Annotated in this window: 23 protein-coding genes and 2 tRNA genes; 6 read left to right on the forward strand and 19 right to left on the reverse strand. The window is 62.1% G+C overall.

The window, feature by feature from the left end; genetic code table 11:
- Positions 1-151: 151 nt before the first annotated feature.
- The 3 genes from A3M3_RS27810 to A3M3_RS0103535 form a co-directional block, all read right to left on the reverse strand.
- Entirely contained in the window at positions 152-406 is a 255-nt protein-coding gene (locus A3M3_RS27810) for a hypothetical protein (protein ID WP_155854267.1), read from the reverse strand.
- A gap of 47 nt (positions 407-453) precedes the next feature.
- Positions 454-696 carry a hypothetical protein gene (locus A3M3_RS27815; protein ID WP_155854268.1) on the reverse strand — a complete coding sequence of 81 codons (243 nt, stop codon included), beginning with the start codon at positions 694-696 and terminating at the stop codon, positions 454-456.
- A 74-nt stretch (positions 697-770) separates the two neighbouring features.
- Positions 771-986, reverse strand: coding sequence for a helix-turn-helix transcriptional regulator (locus A3M3_RS0103535; RefSeq protein WP_197023107.1), 216 nt, complete (start codon positions 984-986; stop codon positions 771-773).
- Positions 987-1,158: 172 nt separating this feature from the next.
- Between A3M3_RS0103535 and A3M3_RS0103540 the strand changes: the two genes are divergently transcribed.
- On the forward strand, positions 1,159-1,695 hold the full coding sequence (locus A3M3_RS0103540) for a hypothetical protein (protein ID WP_155854269.1): 537 nt from the start codon (positions 1,159-1,161) through the stop codon (positions 1,693-1,695).
- Here A3M3_RS0103540 and A3M3_RS0103545 read toward each other — a convergent pair.
- Complete coding sequence (locus A3M3_RS0103545) at positions 1,685-2,329, reverse strand: hypothetical protein (protein ID WP_028265188.1); 645 nt, start codon at positions 2,327-2,329, stop codon at positions 1,685-1,687. The two genes, A3M3_RS0103540 and A3M3_RS0103545, sit on opposite strands and share 11 nt — an antisense overlap.
- Positions 2,330-2,402: 73 nt before the next feature.
- On the opposite strand from A3M3_RS0103545, the gene A3M3_RS27820 reads away from it, so the two are divergent.
- Positions 2,403-2,567 carry a hypothetical protein gene (locus A3M3_RS27820; protein WP_155854270.1) on the forward strand — a complete coding sequence of 55 codons (165 nt, stop codon included), beginning with the start codon at positions 2,403-2,405 and terminating at the stop codon, positions 2,565-2,567.
- A 67-nt stretch (positions 2,568-2,634) separates the two neighbouring features.
- Here A3M3_RS27820 and A3M3_RS0103555 read toward each other — a convergent pair.
- From A3M3_RS0103555 to A3M3_RS27825, 13 genes are all read right to left on the reverse strand, one after another.
- Positions 2,635-2,708, reverse strand: a tRNA-Val gene (locus tag A3M3_RS0103555).
- Positions 2,709-2,882: 174 nt separating this feature from the next.
- Positions 2,883-5,738: a hypothetical protein gene (locus tag A3M3_RS0103560; RefSeq protein WP_028265189.1), complete on the reverse strand. Its 2,856-nt coding sequence runs from the start codon at positions 5,736-5,738 to the stop codon at positions 2,883-2,885.
- Positions 5,735-6,073 carry an HK97 gp10 family phage protein gene (locus A3M3_RS0103565; RefSeq protein ID WP_051422913.1) on the reverse strand — a complete coding sequence of 113 codons (339 nt, stop codon included), beginning with the start codon at positions 6,071-6,073 and terminating at the stop codon, positions 5,735-5,737. Before A3M3_RS0103565 ends, A3M3_RS0103560 begins: the two co-directional genes overlap by 4 nt.
- Before the next feature lie 3 nt (positions 6,074-6,076).
- Entirely contained in the window at positions 6,077-6,313 is a 237-nt protein-coding gene (locus A3M3_RS0103570) for a hypothetical protein (protein ID WP_028265191.1), read from the reverse strand.
- Positions 6,310-7,089 (reverse strand): hypothetical protein, encoded by a 780-nt coding sequence (locus tag A3M3_RS0103575; RefSeq protein WP_028265192.1) that lies wholly within the window; start codon positions 7,087-7,089, stop codon positions 6,310-6,312. Before A3M3_RS0103575 ends, A3M3_RS0103570 begins: the two co-directional genes overlap by 4 nt.
- On the reverse strand, positions 7,086-7,514 hold the full coding sequence (locus A3M3_RS0103580; protein WP_028265193.1) for a hypothetical protein: 429 nt from the start codon (positions 7,512-7,514) through the stop codon (positions 7,086-7,088). The genes A3M3_RS0103575 and A3M3_RS0103580 overlap by 4 nt, the downstream gene beginning before the upstream one ends.
- Before the next feature lie 106 nt (positions 7,515-7,620).
- A complete protein-coding gene (locus A3M3_RS23645) occupies positions 7,621-8,214 on the reverse strand; it encodes a helix-turn-helix domain-containing protein (protein ID WP_197023109.1) in 594 nt (197 codons plus the stop codon).
- A 176-nt stretch (positions 8,215-8,390) separates the two neighbouring features.
- A complete protein-coding gene (locus tag A3M3_RS28385; protein WP_197023110.1) occupies positions 8,391-8,534 on the reverse strand; it encodes a hypothetical protein in 144 nt (47 codons plus the stop codon).
- Positions 8,531-9,136, reverse strand: a complete 606-nt coding sequence (locus tag A3M3_RS0103595; protein WP_028265194.1) for a hypothetical protein — start codon at positions 9,134-9,136, stop codon at positions 8,531-8,533. The genes A3M3_RS28385 and A3M3_RS0103595 overlap by 4 nt, the downstream gene beginning before the upstream one ends.
- Positions 9,133-10,386: a hypothetical protein gene (locus tag A3M3_RS0103600; RefSeq protein ID WP_028265195.1), complete on the reverse strand. Its 1,254-nt coding sequence runs from the start codon at positions 10,384-10,386 to the stop codon at positions 9,133-9,135. Before A3M3_RS0103600 ends, A3M3_RS0103595 begins: the two co-directional genes overlap by 4 nt.
- 28 nt (positions 10,387-10,414) lie before the next feature.
- Positions 10,415-11,149, reverse strand: a complete 735-nt coding sequence (locus A3M3_RS28390) for a phage antirepressor (RefSeq protein ID WP_051422914.1) — start codon at positions 11,147-11,149, stop codon at positions 10,415-10,417.
- Positions 11,146-11,439: a hypothetical protein gene (locus A3M3_RS28395; protein ID WP_028265196.1), complete on the reverse strand. Its 294-nt coding sequence runs from the start codon at positions 11,437-11,439 to the stop codon at positions 11,146-11,148. Before A3M3_RS28395 ends, A3M3_RS28390 begins: the two co-directional genes overlap by 4 nt.
- A gap of 98 nt (positions 11,440-11,537) precedes the next feature.
- Positions 11,538-11,753 carry a helix-turn-helix domain-containing protein gene (locus A3M3_RS27825; protein WP_035741314.1) on the reverse strand — a complete coding sequence of 72 codons (216 nt, stop codon included), beginning with the start codon at positions 11,751-11,753 and terminating at the stop codon, positions 11,538-11,540.
- Positions 11,754-11,891: 138 nt separating this feature from the next.
- On the opposite strand from A3M3_RS27825, the gene A3M3_RS0103620 reads away from it, so the two are divergent.
- Entirely contained in the window at positions 11,892-12,347 is a 456-nt protein-coding gene (locus A3M3_RS0103620) for a helix-turn-helix domain-containing protein (RefSeq protein WP_155854272.1), read from the forward strand.
- An 11-nt stretch (positions 12,348-12,358) separates the two neighbouring features.
- Positions 12,359-13,627, forward strand: a complete 1,269-nt coding sequence (locus tag A3M3_RS0103625; RefSeq protein WP_028265198.1) for a site-specific integrase — start codon at positions 12,359-12,361, stop codon at positions 13,625-13,627.
- 65 nt (positions 13,628-13,692) lie between these two features.
- On the opposite strand, the gene A3M3_RS0103630 is transcribed toward A3M3_RS0103625, so the two are convergent.
- A tRNA-Tyr gene (locus tag A3M3_RS0103630) sits at positions 13,693-13,774 on the reverse strand.
- 134 nt (positions 13,775-13,908) lie between these two features.
- The gene (locus tag A3M3_RS0103635) at positions 13,909-14,136 is read right to left on the reverse strand and encodes a hypothetical protein (protein WP_028265199.1); all 228 of its coding nucleotides are present in this window, start codon (positions 14,134-14,136) and stop codon (positions 13,909-13,911) included.
- Between the two features lie 198 nt (positions 14,137-14,334).
- Between A3M3_RS0103635 and A3M3_RS0103640 the strand changes: the two genes are divergently transcribed.
- Together A3M3_RS0103640 and efeU are read left to right on the forward strand one after the other, a co-directional pair.
- Positions 14,335-14,826 carry a YajQ family cyclic di-GMP-binding protein gene (locus A3M3_RS0103640; RefSeq protein WP_028265200.1) on the forward strand — a complete coding sequence of 164 codons (492 nt, stop codon included), beginning with the start codon at positions 14,335-14,337 and terminating at the stop codon, positions 14,824-14,826.
- Between the two features lie 312 nt (positions 14,827-15,138).
- Entirely contained in the window at positions 15,139-16,005 is an 867-nt protein-coding gene (efeU, locus tag A3M3_RS0103645) for an iron uptake transporter permease EfeU (RefSeq protein ID WP_028265201.1), read from the forward strand.
- The last annotated feature ends 33 nt before the right edge of the window (positions 16,006-16,038 follow it).

A 16,038-nucleotide genomic window follows, 5' to 3' on the forward strand; every position in this document is an offset into this window, starting at 1 on the left:
GATTTCACCGCCGTGATCGGCTGGTATCGCCCATGGCGTTCAGTCCGGAATCTAGGCTATTTTCACGGCTGCAGGGCTGCCTAGATGGCATGTGATGTCCGGCCATGCTCAGGAGTGTGTGCTCACGGGGTGCTCACGGCAGGGCGACGATTCAGGAGTCTTTGTCATCGTTCTTCGAAGGGCGACCGTTAATCGCCTCAATAATTCTCGGCGCACCAGCGACAACTGGTGCGGCCAAGAAAACAGCACCCTCTGGATGACCGGCGCTGATTGTCAGGTATCCCAAGAAGAGTCCAAGCAGTCCGATCAAGATAACTCCGGTCATACCAGCGACCGTAGCGAACATCTGGGTGAACGCGAGACGCTTGGTAACGGTCAACTTCGTTTCTAGTTCCCGTTCAGTCATCGCAAAAACCCTGCCGGGAAAGCTTGGATGAACTTCGCCGTACGCCTTTAGCGTTGGGCCGTCCGGGAGCGGTCCGCTGTGGAACGTCGTCTGTTGGACGGAGAAGAGTTCGCCCTGCCCGGAGATGGGCTCAGTGTCGTCATCGATTTCTCCAGCGACTGACCCACCGTTGCCCATGATTCGGCCACGAAGCTGCGGTCCATGGTTTCGTTGTAGAGCTGTTCGAGGCTCCTCGTAGATCCCATCGCCATCGCTGCCCCGTCCAGCATTTGGCTCCAAATCTTGCTCATGCATTGACCCTACCCCGGTTAGCTGTAAATTCTCTATGCCTCTCAGACATTCGCAAGAAGCCTAGCTGATGCGATCACCGACTTGCTTTCGGCTGCTGCTTGCGGAACCTCTCCACATCCGACCAGGGGATCCGGATCGGGGAGGAGTGCCTGCCGGACCCGGTCTTGTAGGCGTTGGGGAAGTCCCCGGAACGGGCCATCATGCGCACCGTGTCGGGGTGCAGGCCGAGGTGTTCGGCGACTTCCTTGACCTTCGCGTCGCCTGTCATGGGTGCTGGTTTCTCAGTCATGCGCAGCAACCTACAGCAATCCATCGGCCCGCGTCGGGTAGTTACCTAGTGCCCCTTAGGACTTACCTAGAGTTCCCCAGAACTACCCAGATCCGCCCGAAATATCCGACATAAATGCGATCACATTGACGTCGATCTATTAATTGCCCAAGCCGCCACCTACCATCAGTCCATGAAATCAATATTGGGGGTAGCCAGCGCCGTCCTGCTGGCAATTTCATTGGCATCGTGCGGCTCCACGGCGGCGGCAACGTCTCCGAGCTCGCCGACCGCGACGCCAAAGCCGACAACCTATTACGGGGAAACAGCAACCGCGATCGCCGCGCTCATCCCGGATTGCACGGACGTCAAGGCGGGCGACGTGGCCAAGGGCGGCCCTGGCCTCGTTTCGATAGGCTCGTGCGTCCTCGGTGGCCGCACGGTGGATGTTTATAGTTGGGCCGACCGCAGTGCCGAAGTAAGTATGGGGACCCTCTTGCGGGCCAACAAGGAGGCCGTAACCTACGCCAGCGGCACCGGGTGGTCAGCATTCGTTCGGCGCGATATGACTTTTCAGTGGCAGCTCACCAACCAGGCAGACAAGCTTCTAGCAGCCGCCTGGAACCATGCCAGTGCTACAGCTCCGGATCTTCCCGGAGAGCTCGAGGTATCGAAGAAGATCGCCGACGCCTTGGGCGGACAGGTGAACCAGTACCAACCTACTTCTTAGCCTCCAGCGCCTTCCGCTTGGCATCCTCGGTTGTCCAGACGCATTCAGCCCCAGTGCGGGTCTCCCACAGAATGCGATAAGTCAGCCGGAGAGTCGGTGACGGCATGTAAAAGATCGCTTTAGCCGAAAACTCTTCCCGCATCCTCACCGCAGCCACATTGGCTGCCGCCCAGCGTTCTTTGAGATCGACCTCAATCGACATCCCGTGAGAAATATCCTGGGGATCCGTATGGATGTCCACACCATCGCCTTTGAGCATCAGACGCGCCTTGTAGCCGGGGTCCGCACCCGTGTTTGTCGCCCTCCAGATGCCGCCCTCGCTACCATCTTCCACGATCCATACAACGTCGTTACGCTCCCCGGAGCGGGCATTGCTGAGCTCGGCAAGATCAGCCGTTCGCTTTGCCTCGGCCGCCGATTCCTCGGCCGCCTTCGTAGCCCTCCGGGCGACGGCAAGAGCCTCATCTGCTGTCTGGTTCGCCTTCTCCGCGCTGGCTGCCTGGCGTTTGGCCGCGATGAGCGCATCTGCCGCTGTTTGGTTCGCCTTTCCGGCGCGCCGGAATCCGAGTACCCCGAATATCAGAGCAGCTATCGACGCCGTCCAAGTAGCGATGTCCCCCCACTGAATCTGCATTGACCGATACTACCGGGAGGAGGCGCCCGTTCCACCCGGTATAAGACCGCAGGTGAGGCCTATGATCATGACCATGATGACCTTCAGAGTTACTCATAAGAACAAGCTGGAAACCACGATTGCCGAGTTTCAAGCCGTTGACCAATCCGAAGCGGAAATCATCGGCAAGGAGTACGCCAACGGGACTATTTACGGCTTGTGGATCCGGCAGACAAACGGCGACTGGTTGGAAGTCTGACAACGGGGACGCCCAGCGGGTCAAAGAAAGTGGGACGCCGGGCTAATGCCACACAACGTCCCTCTTCTAATCCTTGGCGGGGATCGAACCCGCGACCAGCCCTTAGTTAGAGAGCCGCTCTATCCACTGAGCTACAAGGCCATGTCATTCAAGCGAATGAATGAGGCTTCAGGCTACCGTGCAAAGTCTCAGCTAACAAAATGGAGTAGCTCAAATTGTTGCCCTGGCCTGTGAGCTGATTCCGTATCAACTCACAGGCCTGGATTCCTTGCTATTGCTGGGCACTTTTTGCCGGTGATCACAGCGTGAGCACACTTATCGGGACGGGCGCCGTGCGGCGTCCTGATTTGCCGCCCCGATGCCCGCTTGGACTTGGAGCCGGGAGACGTCCACGATGCGCGAATCGATGATCTGGCCATCAAGCACAAGATTCACCGTGACCGGAGCCCCTGATGAGGCTTGCGGCGGTAGCTGCCCGGTCTGGTTCATGTAGTTCAGGGCCGGGAGTCCGATGGAGTCAGCTGAGGCCCGTTTCATCACGAACTCCTTCGGTGTCAGCCACGCCGGGACCGTGTCCGAGCCTCTTGGCCCGCCCGGGTGGCCACCGGAGGCAAGGTAAGCCACCGGGCCGCCGTGCGCGTACCCAAGGAACGTGCCCTTCGTGGCCGTACCCGTCCCGGAACCCGGCGTCTCCGCCCCGCCGGGCGTGGAAACGTACGTTGACTGTTCACCGGTCACCGGGTCGGTGCGGGTCCCCAGAGTGTCCGCCGTTTTCTGCGTGGACTCCCGGGTGATCAGGTCAATGGTTTTCCCGTGAACTGCGTCCACCTGCCGCTGGAACTCGGCAATGTCGGCCTCGGCCTTGGCCTTGTCAATTTCGAGTTTCGTGGGCGGGACCGTCTTGGGGATCGCCAACAGTTTGTCGATGTAGGCGGTGACAGCATCCTTGTCCACACCGTGGGCCACAGCGTTATCGATGATCTGCTGCCGCATCTTCTCCATCTCGGCCTTGGCCTGGCCGGTGGAATCGTTGAGACCACCATTTGCTTCCACCACGGCCATGAGGCCGGACACCTGCGAGTTGAGCTGCCCCCGCAACGCCACCGACGCGGCGGACATGTCTCCGATGTTCGCGGTCGTGAACTGGACGGTCTTGCCGACCTTGTCCACGTGGGTGCCCATGTTGGCAAGCTGGGAATCGAAAGCGTTCTGCGCCTGTGCGGCCGAGATCGCCTTGCCGTTCAGCCCGTCCAAGGTCATTTTCAAGAGCCCGGCTGCGTCGTTCTGCTGGATCATGTTCGCCGTGGTCTGGGCTGCCTGGTCGGCGAGGTCCTGCTGTGACTTGACCGCTGCCTGATACACCGGAACTGACGAACCATACTGGGACGCCTGCCCCTGTAAGGCGATCTGCTGCGCCGTCAGCGCCCCTGTGGTGGTGTCCATCGCAGCTTTTTGGTCGATGATCCCCTGCTTGTTCCTTTCGATCGCCCCGGACTGGGTATTCAGCGCATCGGTGACCGTTTTTGCGGCGTTGATCTGCTTGTTCTGCGCATCCACGTTGTCTTTAGCTGCGCCCCGGTATCTTTCTCCGGAACCCACCGCCATTTGGGATGCTTTATCCGTGGCTGCGGTGACGATGTCCTGCGCGCCGGCTACACCCATGAGGGCATCCGTCAGGACCGTCTGGGATATCCCGAGAGTGCGGGCGGCGTCGAAGGCTCCGGCGTCAGAGAGCGCCTTGGCGGCCTGTGCCCGGACATGGATGCCAAGTTGCTCGTTGTCGTCCTTTAATGCCTGGGTGTAGTCCTGCGTAGCCGAAGTGGCTTGCTGCGTGGACGCTGCGCTGGTCGCCATGGCCATGGCTGCGCCTGCGAGGATCGCGGTGAGGATGCCGACCACCGGGACGGCGAGGTTCATGGACACCCCGAGCGCGTCTACTTTGAGCGCGGAGAGGATGGCGGTGTCACCGAAGTTGGAGACGGCCATCTTGCCGATGTTGAATGCGGGGGCGATCGTGGTTGCCGTGGTGACAAGACCGGCCAGCACGGGCAGAGGCAGGCTGTTCAGCCCGCCGGTGAGTCCGTCCAGGAAGCCGAGCACTACCGGGCCGAGCGGGGCGTAGGCGGCGAGGATGCGTCCGGCCAACGTCACAAGGTTCTCAATAAGGGTCATGGTTCCGGGGAGGTTGTCCCTTGCGTACTGGATGAACTCGGTGAACCCGTTCGTTCCATTGAAGGAAAACAGCCAGGTGACGAACTTGGACAGTTCGACAGTCCCGTCCTGGATGAGCGGGTTCATCTGCTCAAGACCGTCCAGCACGCCGCGCAGGGCGGTGCCGCCCATGTTCCCCAGCGCCGCGGATCCGTCGTGCAGCGCCTGGTTCAGGAAGGGCATCTTGACGTTGGTGTCGCCCACTGCGTTGTTGAACGCGGAGAGCATGGCGGTGGCTGAGGTTGAGCCGAGTTCGGAGAAGTCACCCTTCAAGGTGCCAAGCCCGGCAGAGTACTGGTTACCGACTGCGGTACCGTCCGCCATTTCCCTCTTGATGCCCAAGATCGCGGCGACGCCGGCGCCGCCCATCACACCGAAGGCCACACCCAGGCCCACCGCTGAGGCAGCGATAGCGGTGGCGGGACCGAGGAGTGCCGGGGCGAGCGCGATGAGGACCTGGAGCCCGGAGACGCGCTGGTTGTTAGCCTGGAAGGATTTCTCAGCGGACTTGGCTTCGACCTCGTTCGCGGACGCCTCTTCGAGGGACTTCCGGACAGCTTCGGCCTTGGCTAGGTTCAAGGCTTCCGTGGCACGCAAGAGGCGGACTTCGGATGCTTCGGCGTTGCGGTCCGCCCGGGCTGCCGCTTCCGTGGCCGCAGCCACTTGCAGGTCGGTGCGGCCACGTTTTTCCATGATGGCCGCGAGCCGCTCATTGGCGATGTACGCCGTGGAGGCAGTGTTGGCGGCCTGCCGGGTTGCCGTCTCGACCCGGTCCTCCGCCACACGGACGGAGTCCAGCTTCGCCACGGCGCTTGCGACATTCGCGTCAACCTTGATCGTTGGATCAAGGGCCCCTAGCTCTCTGGCGTCGGCCTTTACCTCGTCCGCACCTCGCTTGAACGCACTAAGGTCGATGCCAAGTTTCGCGTCAATAGACCCCGTGGTCGTTGTGTCCGTCATTCCATGGCCTTCCGCAACTCTTCGTCAACGATCTCCAGGACCTTCTGTTCCTCGGAGATGATCGTGGACGTCAGGTAAAGGGCTTGGCCCTGTTCATGCCTGAGGCCCAGCTCGAATTCTTGATATCTGGCGTAAGGTCCCGGGAAGTAGACGCGGGCGCCGTTCGGTTCCGGTTTGGTCTCGGCGCTGCCGCGCAGGTTCCCGGTCTCGATGGGGGTCCGGCTCACCGCTACCTCTCGGACGTGTTCCATGGCTTTGAAAGCGGCTGCCGGGACTGCTTCCTCAACACGGGCCACGACGTCGTCGATCAGTGCCTCGAAACCGGCGCTTCCCATGGGTCAGACCTTCCCGTGGTAGTTGCGGGCGCCTGGTTCGTTGGCGCCGTCAATCCGGGCCGCTTCGGCGTCGCTGATGGCTTCGGCCTGACGGGCACGCTCCTGCTCTTTCCGGGCAGCAACCGCCTCCGGGGTGCCTCCCCGCAGGAGGTCGCCCAGGGCGCCCGCGTTGTAGGCTTCCACGATCTGCTCCGCGCTCATGGACTGGAGCTCAGCCTGGGTTTTCTGCGGGGCGCTCATTCCGCGTCCGCCTCGGCCTTGGTGATCACGGTCAAGTTCGCGCGCTGAATCTCCTCCGCGGTGAACGGCTCATCTTTGCGGAACACGCCGCCGTCGGGGCCACGGTAGAAGTGCTTGGCCGCTGACTCCGGAGCTTCCGCGTCGATGGCGGCCAGATCACCGAAGAGGTCTTCACCGGCGCCGATGAAGTCCATGAGCTTGAGCTTTCCTTCCCGCACGAGGAGGTCAAGAGCCCGGTTCAGGAACGCGTCTGCGTCCACGGTGTCCACTCGTGAACGGCCAACAACTACGCCGGCCAACACCCCAGGACCGCCGCCGGTTGCGAGCCGTACGCCGCCGTGTGTAGCCGGGACAGGGCCCGTGTGTTTGTGCTCCGGGATGCCGAGATCCTCGGCGCGCTTCCGAAGCTCACGGACCTTCTCGTTGCGTTCGTCCACGCTGTCACGGAACGCCCGGAACGCCTCCACAGCGCTCTTGAGTTGGTCGCTGAAGCGCTGCCCGTCGCCCTTGACCAGAGCGGTGATCTCAGCATTCAGTGCCTCGCAGGCGGCGAGCCGTGCGGCTTCCGTGGCGGCGGCAGCCTTCCGCTTAGCCGCCTCCTTACGGAGACGTACAAAACTCAGCAGGCCCCGGGCCTTCTCAACTTCCTCGAAGGTAACCGAATCATCGCCCGATCGGACCTTCTCTTCGAGAGTGTGGACGAGGTTTTCGGCCTCTTTCGCTTCCTGCTCCGCGTCGGCGATGATCCGATCGGGGTCGGTGGCTGGGGTGCTCATGCTGCCTGATTCCTTAGGACGTTTTCCAATGATTCGATGTCAACCAACCAGCTGCGGTGGCCTATGCGTTTCGCGATGACCCGGCCGGACGAGGCAAGGCGACGTACCTGCCTTTCGCTTCGTCCGGTCCGGGTCGCCGCATCCATGACACCAACCCAATTGGTTGACTCCACCTTGGCAAGACGGGGGCCGATAACGGACGCGACGGCGGCGCGGTCGAGATCTGCCCCTGACGCCTCCTGTAATGCCTTGTAGACGGGGAGTGCCCACACGGCAACACCGGCGCCGTTCTCCCTCATCTGCCGCTCCTGGTCGCGCATCAGGGACCGCAGCACACCGAGTGCGATCGGACCCCGGAGCAGTTCATCCAGGGATGCCGCCCGTGGTGTCTCTTTGCTGTTCCCGGGCTGGCATGCCGTGCTCACCCTGTGCTCACGGACCGAAAGTCCCCTTTGTTCAGAAGGAATCCGGATAGGCGAACTGTTCCCCAATCAGCTCACCCGTCCTTTCCGAACGGTTCGGACGAGGGCACTAAAGCTCGTCGTCATCGTCGTCCTCCGGATCATTAAGCCGCAGGAACTGCCGCCCATAGGCGAGGATGTCTGCCTTGCGGCGGCTCCTGGGCCTGGACATCCGTGGCTCGTGGCCCTTGATGCCGGGAACCTCGGGCACCATCTCCGCCTTGAGCCTTTCGGTTTGCTCCGCCAGACGCTCCGCGAGACTGCGGAAGTTGCCAGCAACGAGCTCACCGCGGGCTTCCTTCATCCGGATGTTCTCCTGCATCCGCTGAACGACGCGCTGTGATGACTGGATCGCCGCCCGACGATGCTTGTTCTCTTTCGCCTGCTTCTTCCGGGCCTTGCCCTCTCGCAGCGAGGTGCCGGCAAGCGCCGCCAGCCGCCGCTGTGTAGCTTCCCTCTGGGCTTCGGGCACCAAGATCCGCGTGATGGCAATGATCGCCGCCACGGTCGGCCGGCGCTGGCCACGTTCAAGCCTGCCGATATGGTCTCCGCGGAGCCCAGCAAGGTCACCTAACCTGGCTTGCGAAAAGCTCGTTGCCGCCCTGAGCCTCGCCAACTCCGCACCGAATCCAGAAGCGAGCGCCTCCCGCTCATGATCCGGCACGCTCCCCCGGCTCGATACGCTCTGCGGCCCAACGCCCGTACGCGCACGCGCAAGGTCGGAACCGTTCCGGTTCGTGTCCGGACCGTCCGGTGCACACGGTGTGCATTCGTCTTGCGGCCCAACGTGCGCGTACACACGCGCAAGGTTCGTACCGTCCGCGTTCGAATGGTCGTTGCTCATGGGTGCTGGCCTTTCCGGAGGTTGTTGGGGCAGGTGGGTTCGTGGGCTGTTTCGATGCTCCATGTGAGTCCGGAGTCGTTGGTGAGTGTTTCGACGGTGACGCACAGGTCACATTCACTGGGGAAGACATAGGTGCTCATGCTTGGCTCCCTTCGAGGTAGAGGGGCGCCCATGTGGGGAGAAGGCCAGTGCCCCAGTCTTCGGGCCAGCCGAGGCGTAGCCACCGGGCTGCCGTGGCGGATAGCCCAATGAATCCGTCCAGCTCTTTGCGGGCGGTGAGGACTGTGACGGCGTAGTCGTGATCTACGAGCACTGTGCCCCTCTGGTCAGAGCCTTGCTGGGTGACCATGAACATGCCCATGCCCAGGAACTCGGCGGGCAGTCCGGCTTCTGCCGGGTTTTCGATGAAGCCGATGCGGTGGACGTCGTAGTTTGGGTATGGGACGGGTGCGGGCGGAAGGTTTGCGGGGTGGTGCCACTCCCCCGGGTCGCAAGGAACTGTCCAGGACTCCGGAGCGCCCCACCGGACGGCGAGGATCGCCGAACCGGGAAATGATCCTTCGGGCCAGTTCCGGCGGTCTTCCAGGATCATTGCCGAGAATGCGGCATCCAGGGCCAGCGTCAAGGGTCCCGCTGTGTGGGCGGCGACGAACAGGCCATAACCGCCGTCGCGGGATGGGAGGCCAATGAGTTCCGGCTGGGCGTGCAGTGTCAGTGGTGCGGTGACGGGTTCGATGGTCATGCGCTTTGCTCCTCTTCCGGGGCTTCTATTTCGGGGGCGTTGCACCATGCATAGTGGCGGGGGACGTTTCTTGCGTCTGCCAGTGCTTGCAGACGGATGCCGGCGGCGATGGTGTTTTGCATTTTCTGGGATGTCGTGAGCTTCCCGTTTTGGTGGTGGGCGGGATCCCATGGGGACATAGGCTTGGCGGCTAACTTCGCTTTGGCCTCAGCGAGACGTTCCGCCTTGCGTAGTTCCCGTTGCTGCTTCTTCCAGGCGATCTCTTCGGCGACGTCGAGGCCTTCGGGAGGTGTCCCGGGTGTCCAGTAGTCCTTGCCGAGGATGGCATCGACGTCAATCTCGCCGGTGTGCGTGGGGTCGTCGGTCCAGCGTTCTTGGTTCAACCATGGCGCAGGCCCAGCGGTGAAATGCGGATCTTGGCCTTTACGCTCAGCCGCGTACCGGCGTGCCCCTGAGAGCAGATCCTCGGCGGTGACACCGCTCTTGCGTGCCTTGGCATAGGCCGTCTCGGCCGCTATCCTCGCCACGTGCTTGGGGTAGACGGCGTACCAAGCGTCGAAGTCCTCGGTTATCTGCTTTTTGAGAGCAGCCTTGGACATCGGCTTTTCGACCTCAGGGAGATCAATTTCCATCTCTCCCTGTTTCGGCTCTCGCGTATGCGCGTCAGCTTGGGCGACGGAGAGTGATTGATGTTCTTTGATCTGGTCTTTGTTGTGGTGGGAATGTTGTGGTGGGCGTTCATGGGTGACCGGTTCTTTCGCTGATATGACCGGTAGTTCTTCACCGGTGACCGGTAGTTCTTCTGATATGACCGGTAGTTCTTCGGAACTAGGCGTCACTGGTGCACGGTTGTTCTCGGAAGTACCGTGCGCGGGTGGTTGGTTGTTCTGTTCATCCGGGTCGAGCATCGGGATGCGTTCCAGCAAGTCGGAAGGCACGGTCAGCCGGTACTCGCTGGCGAACGAGCCGATATGGCCTCGCCCGAAGGAACGGCCCTTAGTCACCATGTCGAGCATCCCGATGCCTTCGAGTTCCGCTTGCCCACGGCGCACGGTGCTGATGCTGGCTCCCATGACCGCGGCGAGCCTCGCTTGCCCCGGGCGAACGTTTCCCCCATCAGCACTGGCGTAGGTAGCCATCGTGAATCCAACAAGCTTCACGCTCGGGGCACTGACCTGGATCCGGCGCAGGATGCGTTCCCACTCAAAACGCCCGATGGGCTCGCGGGTGAACTCGCGGTCCTGGTCCAATGGGTGCACCTCCAATCTCGGTAGTCAGTCAGTTGGCGAATTGTGGAGCATCTGCCCCTGCGGCGTCTTGCTTGGCTTGTGCAAGCTTCTTGCGCAGGAAGTCCAGACCCGCCGGGCGGACCATGGTGGTAGTCGTCGGGACCGTCTCGCCGGCCCGGTTCCTGTAGCTGCCGAGCTTCACGTCGAAGTGGTGCATGTGGCGCTGATACGGCAGGTTGTTGCCCTGCAAGATGCCCAGGCGCCGCAAGTCCCGGTACAGGATGTTCGGCCCGTAGCCGAGAGCCTTTGCGGCAGCCTGCATGGAGTACAGGCCATCGGCGTCCATGAGCTCGTCATAGGCCTCGGCCTTGGGTGCAAGGACCTCAAGCTGTTCGCAAGTGTCTGCGAGCTGGCGGAGCGCATCGGCGAAGCTTTGCGGAAGCTGGTGCGCCGGAGAATGTCCATACGCGCCTGTCTTCCGGAGCACCGGCAAGACCTCGTGGGTCACCCATCGCTTGAAGGCTTTCGCTCCGGGGACCTGGCTGCCGAGGATCGCGGCGAACAGTCCGGGTTCGGAGATGACGGCCATGGACTGGCGTCCTCCGGGGGTGTGCAGATCTCGCACGCCCTTGTCGTCGTCATCAAGGCGGCGGGTGAGTGCCGCGGTCGCCGAGTAGCCGAGGACCGTAGCAACGTCGGCGGCTACGAACCAGGGGGAACCGTCGATGTCCTCAGTTCGGATTGCCTGGCCGGCATAGGTGAATTGCTGTAGCGCGGCGCTCATCGGTCGGCCGCTTCTCGTACGGCTATACGCAGCGCCAGCGTGGTCTTGTTGCGCGAGTCTTGGGCAACCCTGATTGCAACCGCTGAGAGGTCCTGAAAGGACAGCTTGGACCGGTACGTGAAGATCGCGTCGGCGATCTCGTCCATGTTCCATCCTGGACGCATCATCGAGATGAGAATGAAGAGTGACTGCCACACGTGCCGGGCGATTCCAGCGTACGGATCCGCCGAAGTTGCGGGGATCGTCTCCCGAATCTCGCTTGTGCGGCTGAGTGCTATGGTGAGAGACATAATCTACTTCCTTGAGGGTGGTTGGATTTTTGGGAGCCAGGTGGTGCTGGCTCCCTTTTCTTTGCCTTGAAACGGTGCGGCCGGCCGTACCGGCCCAGCTAAGCCGCATCCTGAGGCGCACCGTCGAGCATTGAGCGGATCGCGCTCGTGGGGATGAAGATCCGGCTGCCGATTCGCAGCGTCTTGATCCCGCCTTCCCGGACGAATTGGTAGGCCTGGCTGCGGCCGCACCCCATGACGAGCCTGAACTCATCGACGGATGCCGTCGGCTTGGCGAGGATCGCCTGAACCTCTTTCGAGTACTGAGCTTCCACATCTGCCCCCTGTCTAGCATTTAGTTACCTAGCAAGCTTTTCCTTGCAAAATCGACATTACACATGCTTTCCAGTCTTTGCAAGTGCTTTCTTGTGTGGCAAGATAATTCTTGACGAGACGCCAATGTTGGGAGTGCAATGAGCTGGGATATGTCGAGGATCGTGGGCCACAATGCAAGGGCCCGACGCTTGGAACTTGGGATGGACGTCCCTACGTTCGGCGCCAGGATGGAGGAGGTCCTGGAAAAGCCGTGGAAGCGTCAGACCGTCTCCGCCATGGAGAACGGGGATAGAGCCATGACAGCCAATGACCTTGTGGCCATCGCGCACGTTCTGGAGAAGACACCCGCAATGCTGCTGGTTCCCCCACTGGAGGCCGACGACATCCAAGTTGGAAGCCTCAAACTCGAACCACGCGCCCTTATGTCGGGCTCGATGGAGGGCGAATTCGCCGGCCTGCTACTGCAACTCATGGATGAGGTGCGGGACGCCTATGCGGCAGTTGGGATCGCCCAGCGTCAGCTGGAGAACAGCGTCAGGCTGCCGCTGGAGGACATGGACAAACGTATTACCGAAACACTCAGCAGGATTTGAGAGGTGGAGCAATGGCGAAAGTAACTAGGCGGTGTGGTTGCCGCGACGAGACGGGCAAGCAGTATGGGGCCAACTGCCCCAAGCTCAAGAACTACCGGCACGGCACCTGGGGTTTCCGCCTCTCGGCCGGCTTCGACCCCGTCAACGGCAAACGACGCTATGTGAGCGACTACAGCTACACCTCGTCCGGTGACGCGGAGGAGGCGATGCGGGAGGCTGAGAAAGAACTCCGCGGGCAGGTCTACGACTTCAAAAAGACGACGGCGGCCGCCTACATCACGGAATGGCTCGACGCCCAGGAGGTGCACGAGCAACTCAAACCGTCCACGCTGCGCATGTACAAAAGCTACGTAGCCAAGGACATCGTCCCCGCCTTCGGTGCCAAGCTGCTCCTGCGGGATCTGCGGCGTGCGCACGTGGCCGGTCTGATCAAGGCCCTACAGGATTCCGGACGCGGCGCCGTGACCATCAAGCGCATTCATGCGACCCTCTCCAGCGCCCTGACTGACGCTGTGCAGGACGGGCTGATTGCCGAGAACGTGGCCGCCGGCGCTCGCCTGCCCAAGGTCGAAAAGAGCAAGGTCAAGGTGTGGGAGCCGGGAGACGCTGGAAAGTTCCTTGACTTCATCGCAGGCTATGAGAACGTGGACAGCCACGGCCGTCCCAACGGCAAGGTCGGGCATCGCCTCGCCGCGCTGTTCGAGGTGGCCATTTTGTCAGGCATGCGCCGCGGCGAGCTGTGCGGGCTGCGCTGGCAGGATCTGGACCTGCCCGGCCGGAGGCTGGTCGTCCGGGTCCAGCTGGTCCAGGTCGGCAAGGTCGTCGTTGAGGGCACCATCAAGACCGACGCCGGGCAAGACCGCGTGGTCGCACTCTCCGATCGCGCCGTAGCTGCGCTGATCGCGTGGCAGTTCCAGCAACAGCAGGAACGCCAGACATGGGCCGACGCGTACACGGAATCAGGCAGGGTGTTCACGTACGAGGACGGCCGCCAGCTACGTCCGGGTTACGTGTCCAAGCTGCTCGAGCTCATGGTGACCAAAGCCGGACTGCCGATGATGAGGCTGCACGATCTGCGGCACCTGCACGCGTCGCTGATGCTCGCCAGCGGCCAGGATCTGGCCATCGTGTCCAAGTCCATGGGCCACTCGAACAGCCAGATCACCCGGGATCTCTACGCCCACTTGGTGGGCGACGCGGCCCGCAACGCAGTCGAAGGTGCGGCGTCTTTGCTACCAGCACGCAGGAGTGTGCTCACAACTGTGATCACCGAGCAATAAAAAAGACCCACCGGAACCTCCGAAGAGATCCCAGCGGGTCTAAGTTTCCCGGAATTCCGGGGATGTGGCAGATGAGGGATTCGAACCCCCGTAGGCGTTGCCAGCTGATTTACAGTCAGCCCCCTTTGGCCGCTCGGGTAATCTGCCGAACTTCAAAAGAAGTCACTCCCGATCATCGTTTCGTTTCCGATCCGGTAAGCGCGAGCAAGACAACCTTACAGAACTTCCGCCGAAGAATCGAATCGAGGCCCCGAAGCCTCAAAATCAGCCGAAAGCTGAGGCTACCCGAGGATTCGACCCGCCAGCTTCGCCTCGAAACTGGCGGCCTGCTCGAGCGTGATTTGGTTGAGCTGCACAGCCCGCAACAAGTCCGCGTGAACGCCATCCAGCCTGGACGCCGCGTCCGGGACCGGGCTCAGGACCACGGAGGCCGCCAGCGCGGCGGCCGCAACCGCGCTTGCGGCGGTGGCGGCTGACTTGGTGACGTATCGGACGGCCTGGTGGCTCATGGCACTCCCCTTCAGGATGAACGTTTGCAACTGGTACAACTCTGAACGTGCCGCCTCGGTTCCGGCCATGTGTGTGCTGTGAGCGAACTGTGAACACACGGCACACGCCGGGCGCTTCCGTACTAGGCTGGATGGCAGACAAAACCGCCCGTTTCCGGGCCAACCCACCGGGCCAACCCACCAATCAGAAGGAGAGTCATGGCAGGCGAATCCACGTTCGACGTCGTCAGCAAGGTAGACAAGCAGGAAGTCGCCAACGCGCTGCACCAGTCCCAGAAGGAAATTGCCCAGCGCTACGATTTCAAGGGCGTTGGGGCGGAGATCGACTTCAGCGGCGAGAAGATCCTCATGAAGGCCAACTCTGAGGACCGCATCCTCGCTGTCCTGGACGTGTTCCAGTCCAAGCTCATCAAGCGCGGAATCTCCCTGAAGTCCCTCGACCAGGGCGAGCCCTATCCCTCCGGCAAGGAGTTCCGACTGGAATGCTCCATCAAGGAGGGCATTGCCCAGGATATCGCGAAGAAGATCAACAAGATCATCCGCGACGAGGCCCCGAAGTCCGTCAAGTCGCAGATCCAGGGCGACGAACTCCGCGTCTCTTCGAAGTCCCGCGATGACCTGCAGGAAACCATGAACATCCTGAAGAAGTTCGAAGAGGCCGATCTCCAGTTCGTGAACTTCCGCAGCTAAGGTTTTGCTGCGGCCCAGGCTGCGATCCTGAAGTGCGACGACGGCGCGTTGCCCCCTGAGCGGGCAACGCGCCGTCGTCGTAAATAGGGTTAGGCGCGTCACGCCAGGCAACTTTTTGGGGTCGAGATCTGGCGAAGACCCCGGGATTCCGCAACTGGCCCGATCCGCGGAGGTCAAAAGACTGCCGCGCGTGACAACCACCCCTGCGCCATCTCAAAATAATTACGACACGTTTCTTTTGCGCAATACCAAGAAGCAGGTACTGTCTTCTTAGGCGAGCCTAAGTGTGGCTCCCCTAACGAAAGATTCCACATGACCGCGAACTTCCTGATCGGCCTGCGCGAAGGCCTTGAAGCCACACTCGTTGTCGTCCTGCTCATGGCCTATCTGGTCAAGACCGGACGCCGCTCCCTGCTCCCCCGGATGTGGGCCGGAGTCGGCATCGCCGTCGCAGTGTCCATCGCTTTCGGCGCACTGCTCACCTTCGGCCCTCGGGGACTGACCTTCGCGGCGCAAGAGGCGATCGGAGGCGGACTCTCGATCGCCGCCGTCGCACTCGTCACCTGGATGGTCTTCTGGATGGCGCGCACTGCCCGCAGCCTGGGCGGCGAGCTCAGGTCCCAGGTGGACAAGATGGCCGGAGGCGCCGCGTGGGGCCTCGTTGTCGTGGCAGCGCTCGCTGTAGGCCGCGAAGGACTTGAGACAGCGCTGTTCCTCTGGGCCGCGGCGCAGGCAGCCGGCCAGTCAACGCAGCCACTGATCGGCGCGTTGCTGGGCTTGGCCGTTGCCGCCGGGATCGGGTACCTCCTCCACCGCGGAGTCCTCAAGGTCAACCTCTCGCGGTTCTTCACCTGGACCGGCGTCGGACTCATCGTGATCGCCGGCGGCGTGCTTGCCTATGGCATCCACGACCTCCAGGAAGCCGGGATCCTGCCCGGCCTCCACAGCCTCGCGTTCGACGTCTCCGCCGCCATCCCGCCGTCGTCCTGGTACGGCACCCTGCTAAAGGGCACCCTCAACCTGTCTCCGGCCACCACTTGGCTCGAAGCAGGAGCCTGGCTCCTGTACGTGGTGCCGGTGCTCATCGTATACATCCGCGCCAACAGTTCAGCTCCGGGAACGTCCTCCGGTGCCGGCAAGGACAGCGCCCGCACTTCCCAGGCCGCCGAAGCCGCCTAGCCTTCCCCCCACACCAAAGACAGAAGGAAACCG

Source organism: Arthrobacter sp. MA-N2, from assembly GCF_000517125.1.
Lineage (GTDB): Bacteria > Actinomycetota > Actinomycetes > Actinomycetales > Micrococcaceae > Arthrobacter > Arthrobacter methylotrophus.

Bases quoted from the DNA above. Each gene is read 5' to 3' on its own strand.
- A3M3_RS27810 (WP_155854267.1), bottom strand. From the start codon at position 406: ATGACTGAACGGGAACTAGAAACGAAGTTGACCGTTACCAAGCGTCTC.
- A3M3_RS27815 (WP_155854268.1), bottom strand. From the start codon at position 696: ATGAGCAAGATTTGGAGCCAAATGCTGGACGGGGCAGCGATGGCGATG.
- A3M3_RS0103535 (WP_197023107.1), bottom strand. From the start codon at position 986: ATGACTGAGAAACCAGCACCCATGACAGGCGACGCGAAGGTCAAGGAA.
- A3M3_RS0103540 (WP_155854269.1), top strand. From the start codon at position 1,159: ATGAAATCAATATTGGGGGTAGCCAGCGCCGTCCTGCTGGCAATTTCA.
- A3M3_RS0103545 (WP_028265188.1), bottom strand. From the start codon at position 2,329: ATGCAGATTCAGTGGGGGGACATCGCTACTTGGACGGCGTCGATAGCT.
- A3M3_RS27820 (WP_155854270.1), top strand. From the start codon at position 2,403: ATGATGACCTTCAGAGTTACTCATAAGAACAAGCTGGAAACCACGATT.
- A3M3_RS0103560 (WP_028265189.1), bottom strand. From the start codon at position 5,738: ATGACGGACACAACGACCACGGGGTCTATTGACGCGAAACTTGGCATC.
- A3M3_RS0103565 (WP_051422913.1), bottom strand. From the start codon at position 6,073: ATGGGAAGCGCCGGTTTCGAGGCACTGATCGACGACGTCGTGGCCCGT.
- A3M3_RS0103570 (WP_028265191.1), bottom strand. From the start codon at position 6,313: ATGAGCGCCCCGCAGAAAACCCAGGCTGAGCTCCAGTCCATGAGCGCG.
- A3M3_RS0103575 (WP_028265192.1), bottom strand. From the start codon at position 7,089: ATGAGCACCCCAGCCACCGACCCCGATCGGATCATCGCCGACGCGGAG.
- A3M3_RS28385 (WP_197023110.1), bottom strand. From the start codon at position 8,534: ATGAGCACCTATGTCTTCCCCAGTGAATGTGACCTGTGCGTCACCGTC.
- A3M3_RS0103595 (WP_028265194.1), bottom strand. From the start codon at position 9,136: ATGACCATCGAACCCGTCACCGCACCACTGACACTGCACGCCCAGCCG.
- A3M3_RS28390 (WP_051422914.1), bottom strand. From the start codon at position 11,149: ATGAGCGCCGCGCTACAGCAATTCACCTATGCCGGCCAGGCAATCCGA.
- A3M3_RS28395 (WP_028265196.1), bottom strand. From the start codon at position 11,439: ATGTCTCTCACCATAGCACTCAGCCGCACAAGCGAGATTCGGGAGACG.
- A3M3_RS0103620 (WP_155854272.1), top strand. From the start codon at position 11,892: ATGAGCTGGGATATGTCGAGGATCGTGGGCCACAATGCAAGGGCCCGA.
- A3M3_RS0103625 (WP_028265198.1), top strand. From the start codon at position 12,359: ATGGCGAAAGTAACTAGGCGGTGTGGTTGCCGCGACGAGACGGGCAAG.
- A3M3_RS0103635 (WP_028265199.1), bottom strand. From the start codon at position 14,136: ATGAGCCACCAGGCCGTCCGATACGTCACCAAGTCAGCCGCCACCGCC.
- A3M3_RS0103640 (WP_028265200.1), top strand. From the start codon at position 14,335: ATGGCAGGCGAATCCACGTTCGACGTCGTCAGCAAGGTAGACAAGCAG.
- efeU (WP_028265201.1), top strand. From the start codon at position 15,139: ATGACCGCGAACTTCCTGATCGGCCTGCGCGAAGGCCTTGAAGCCACA.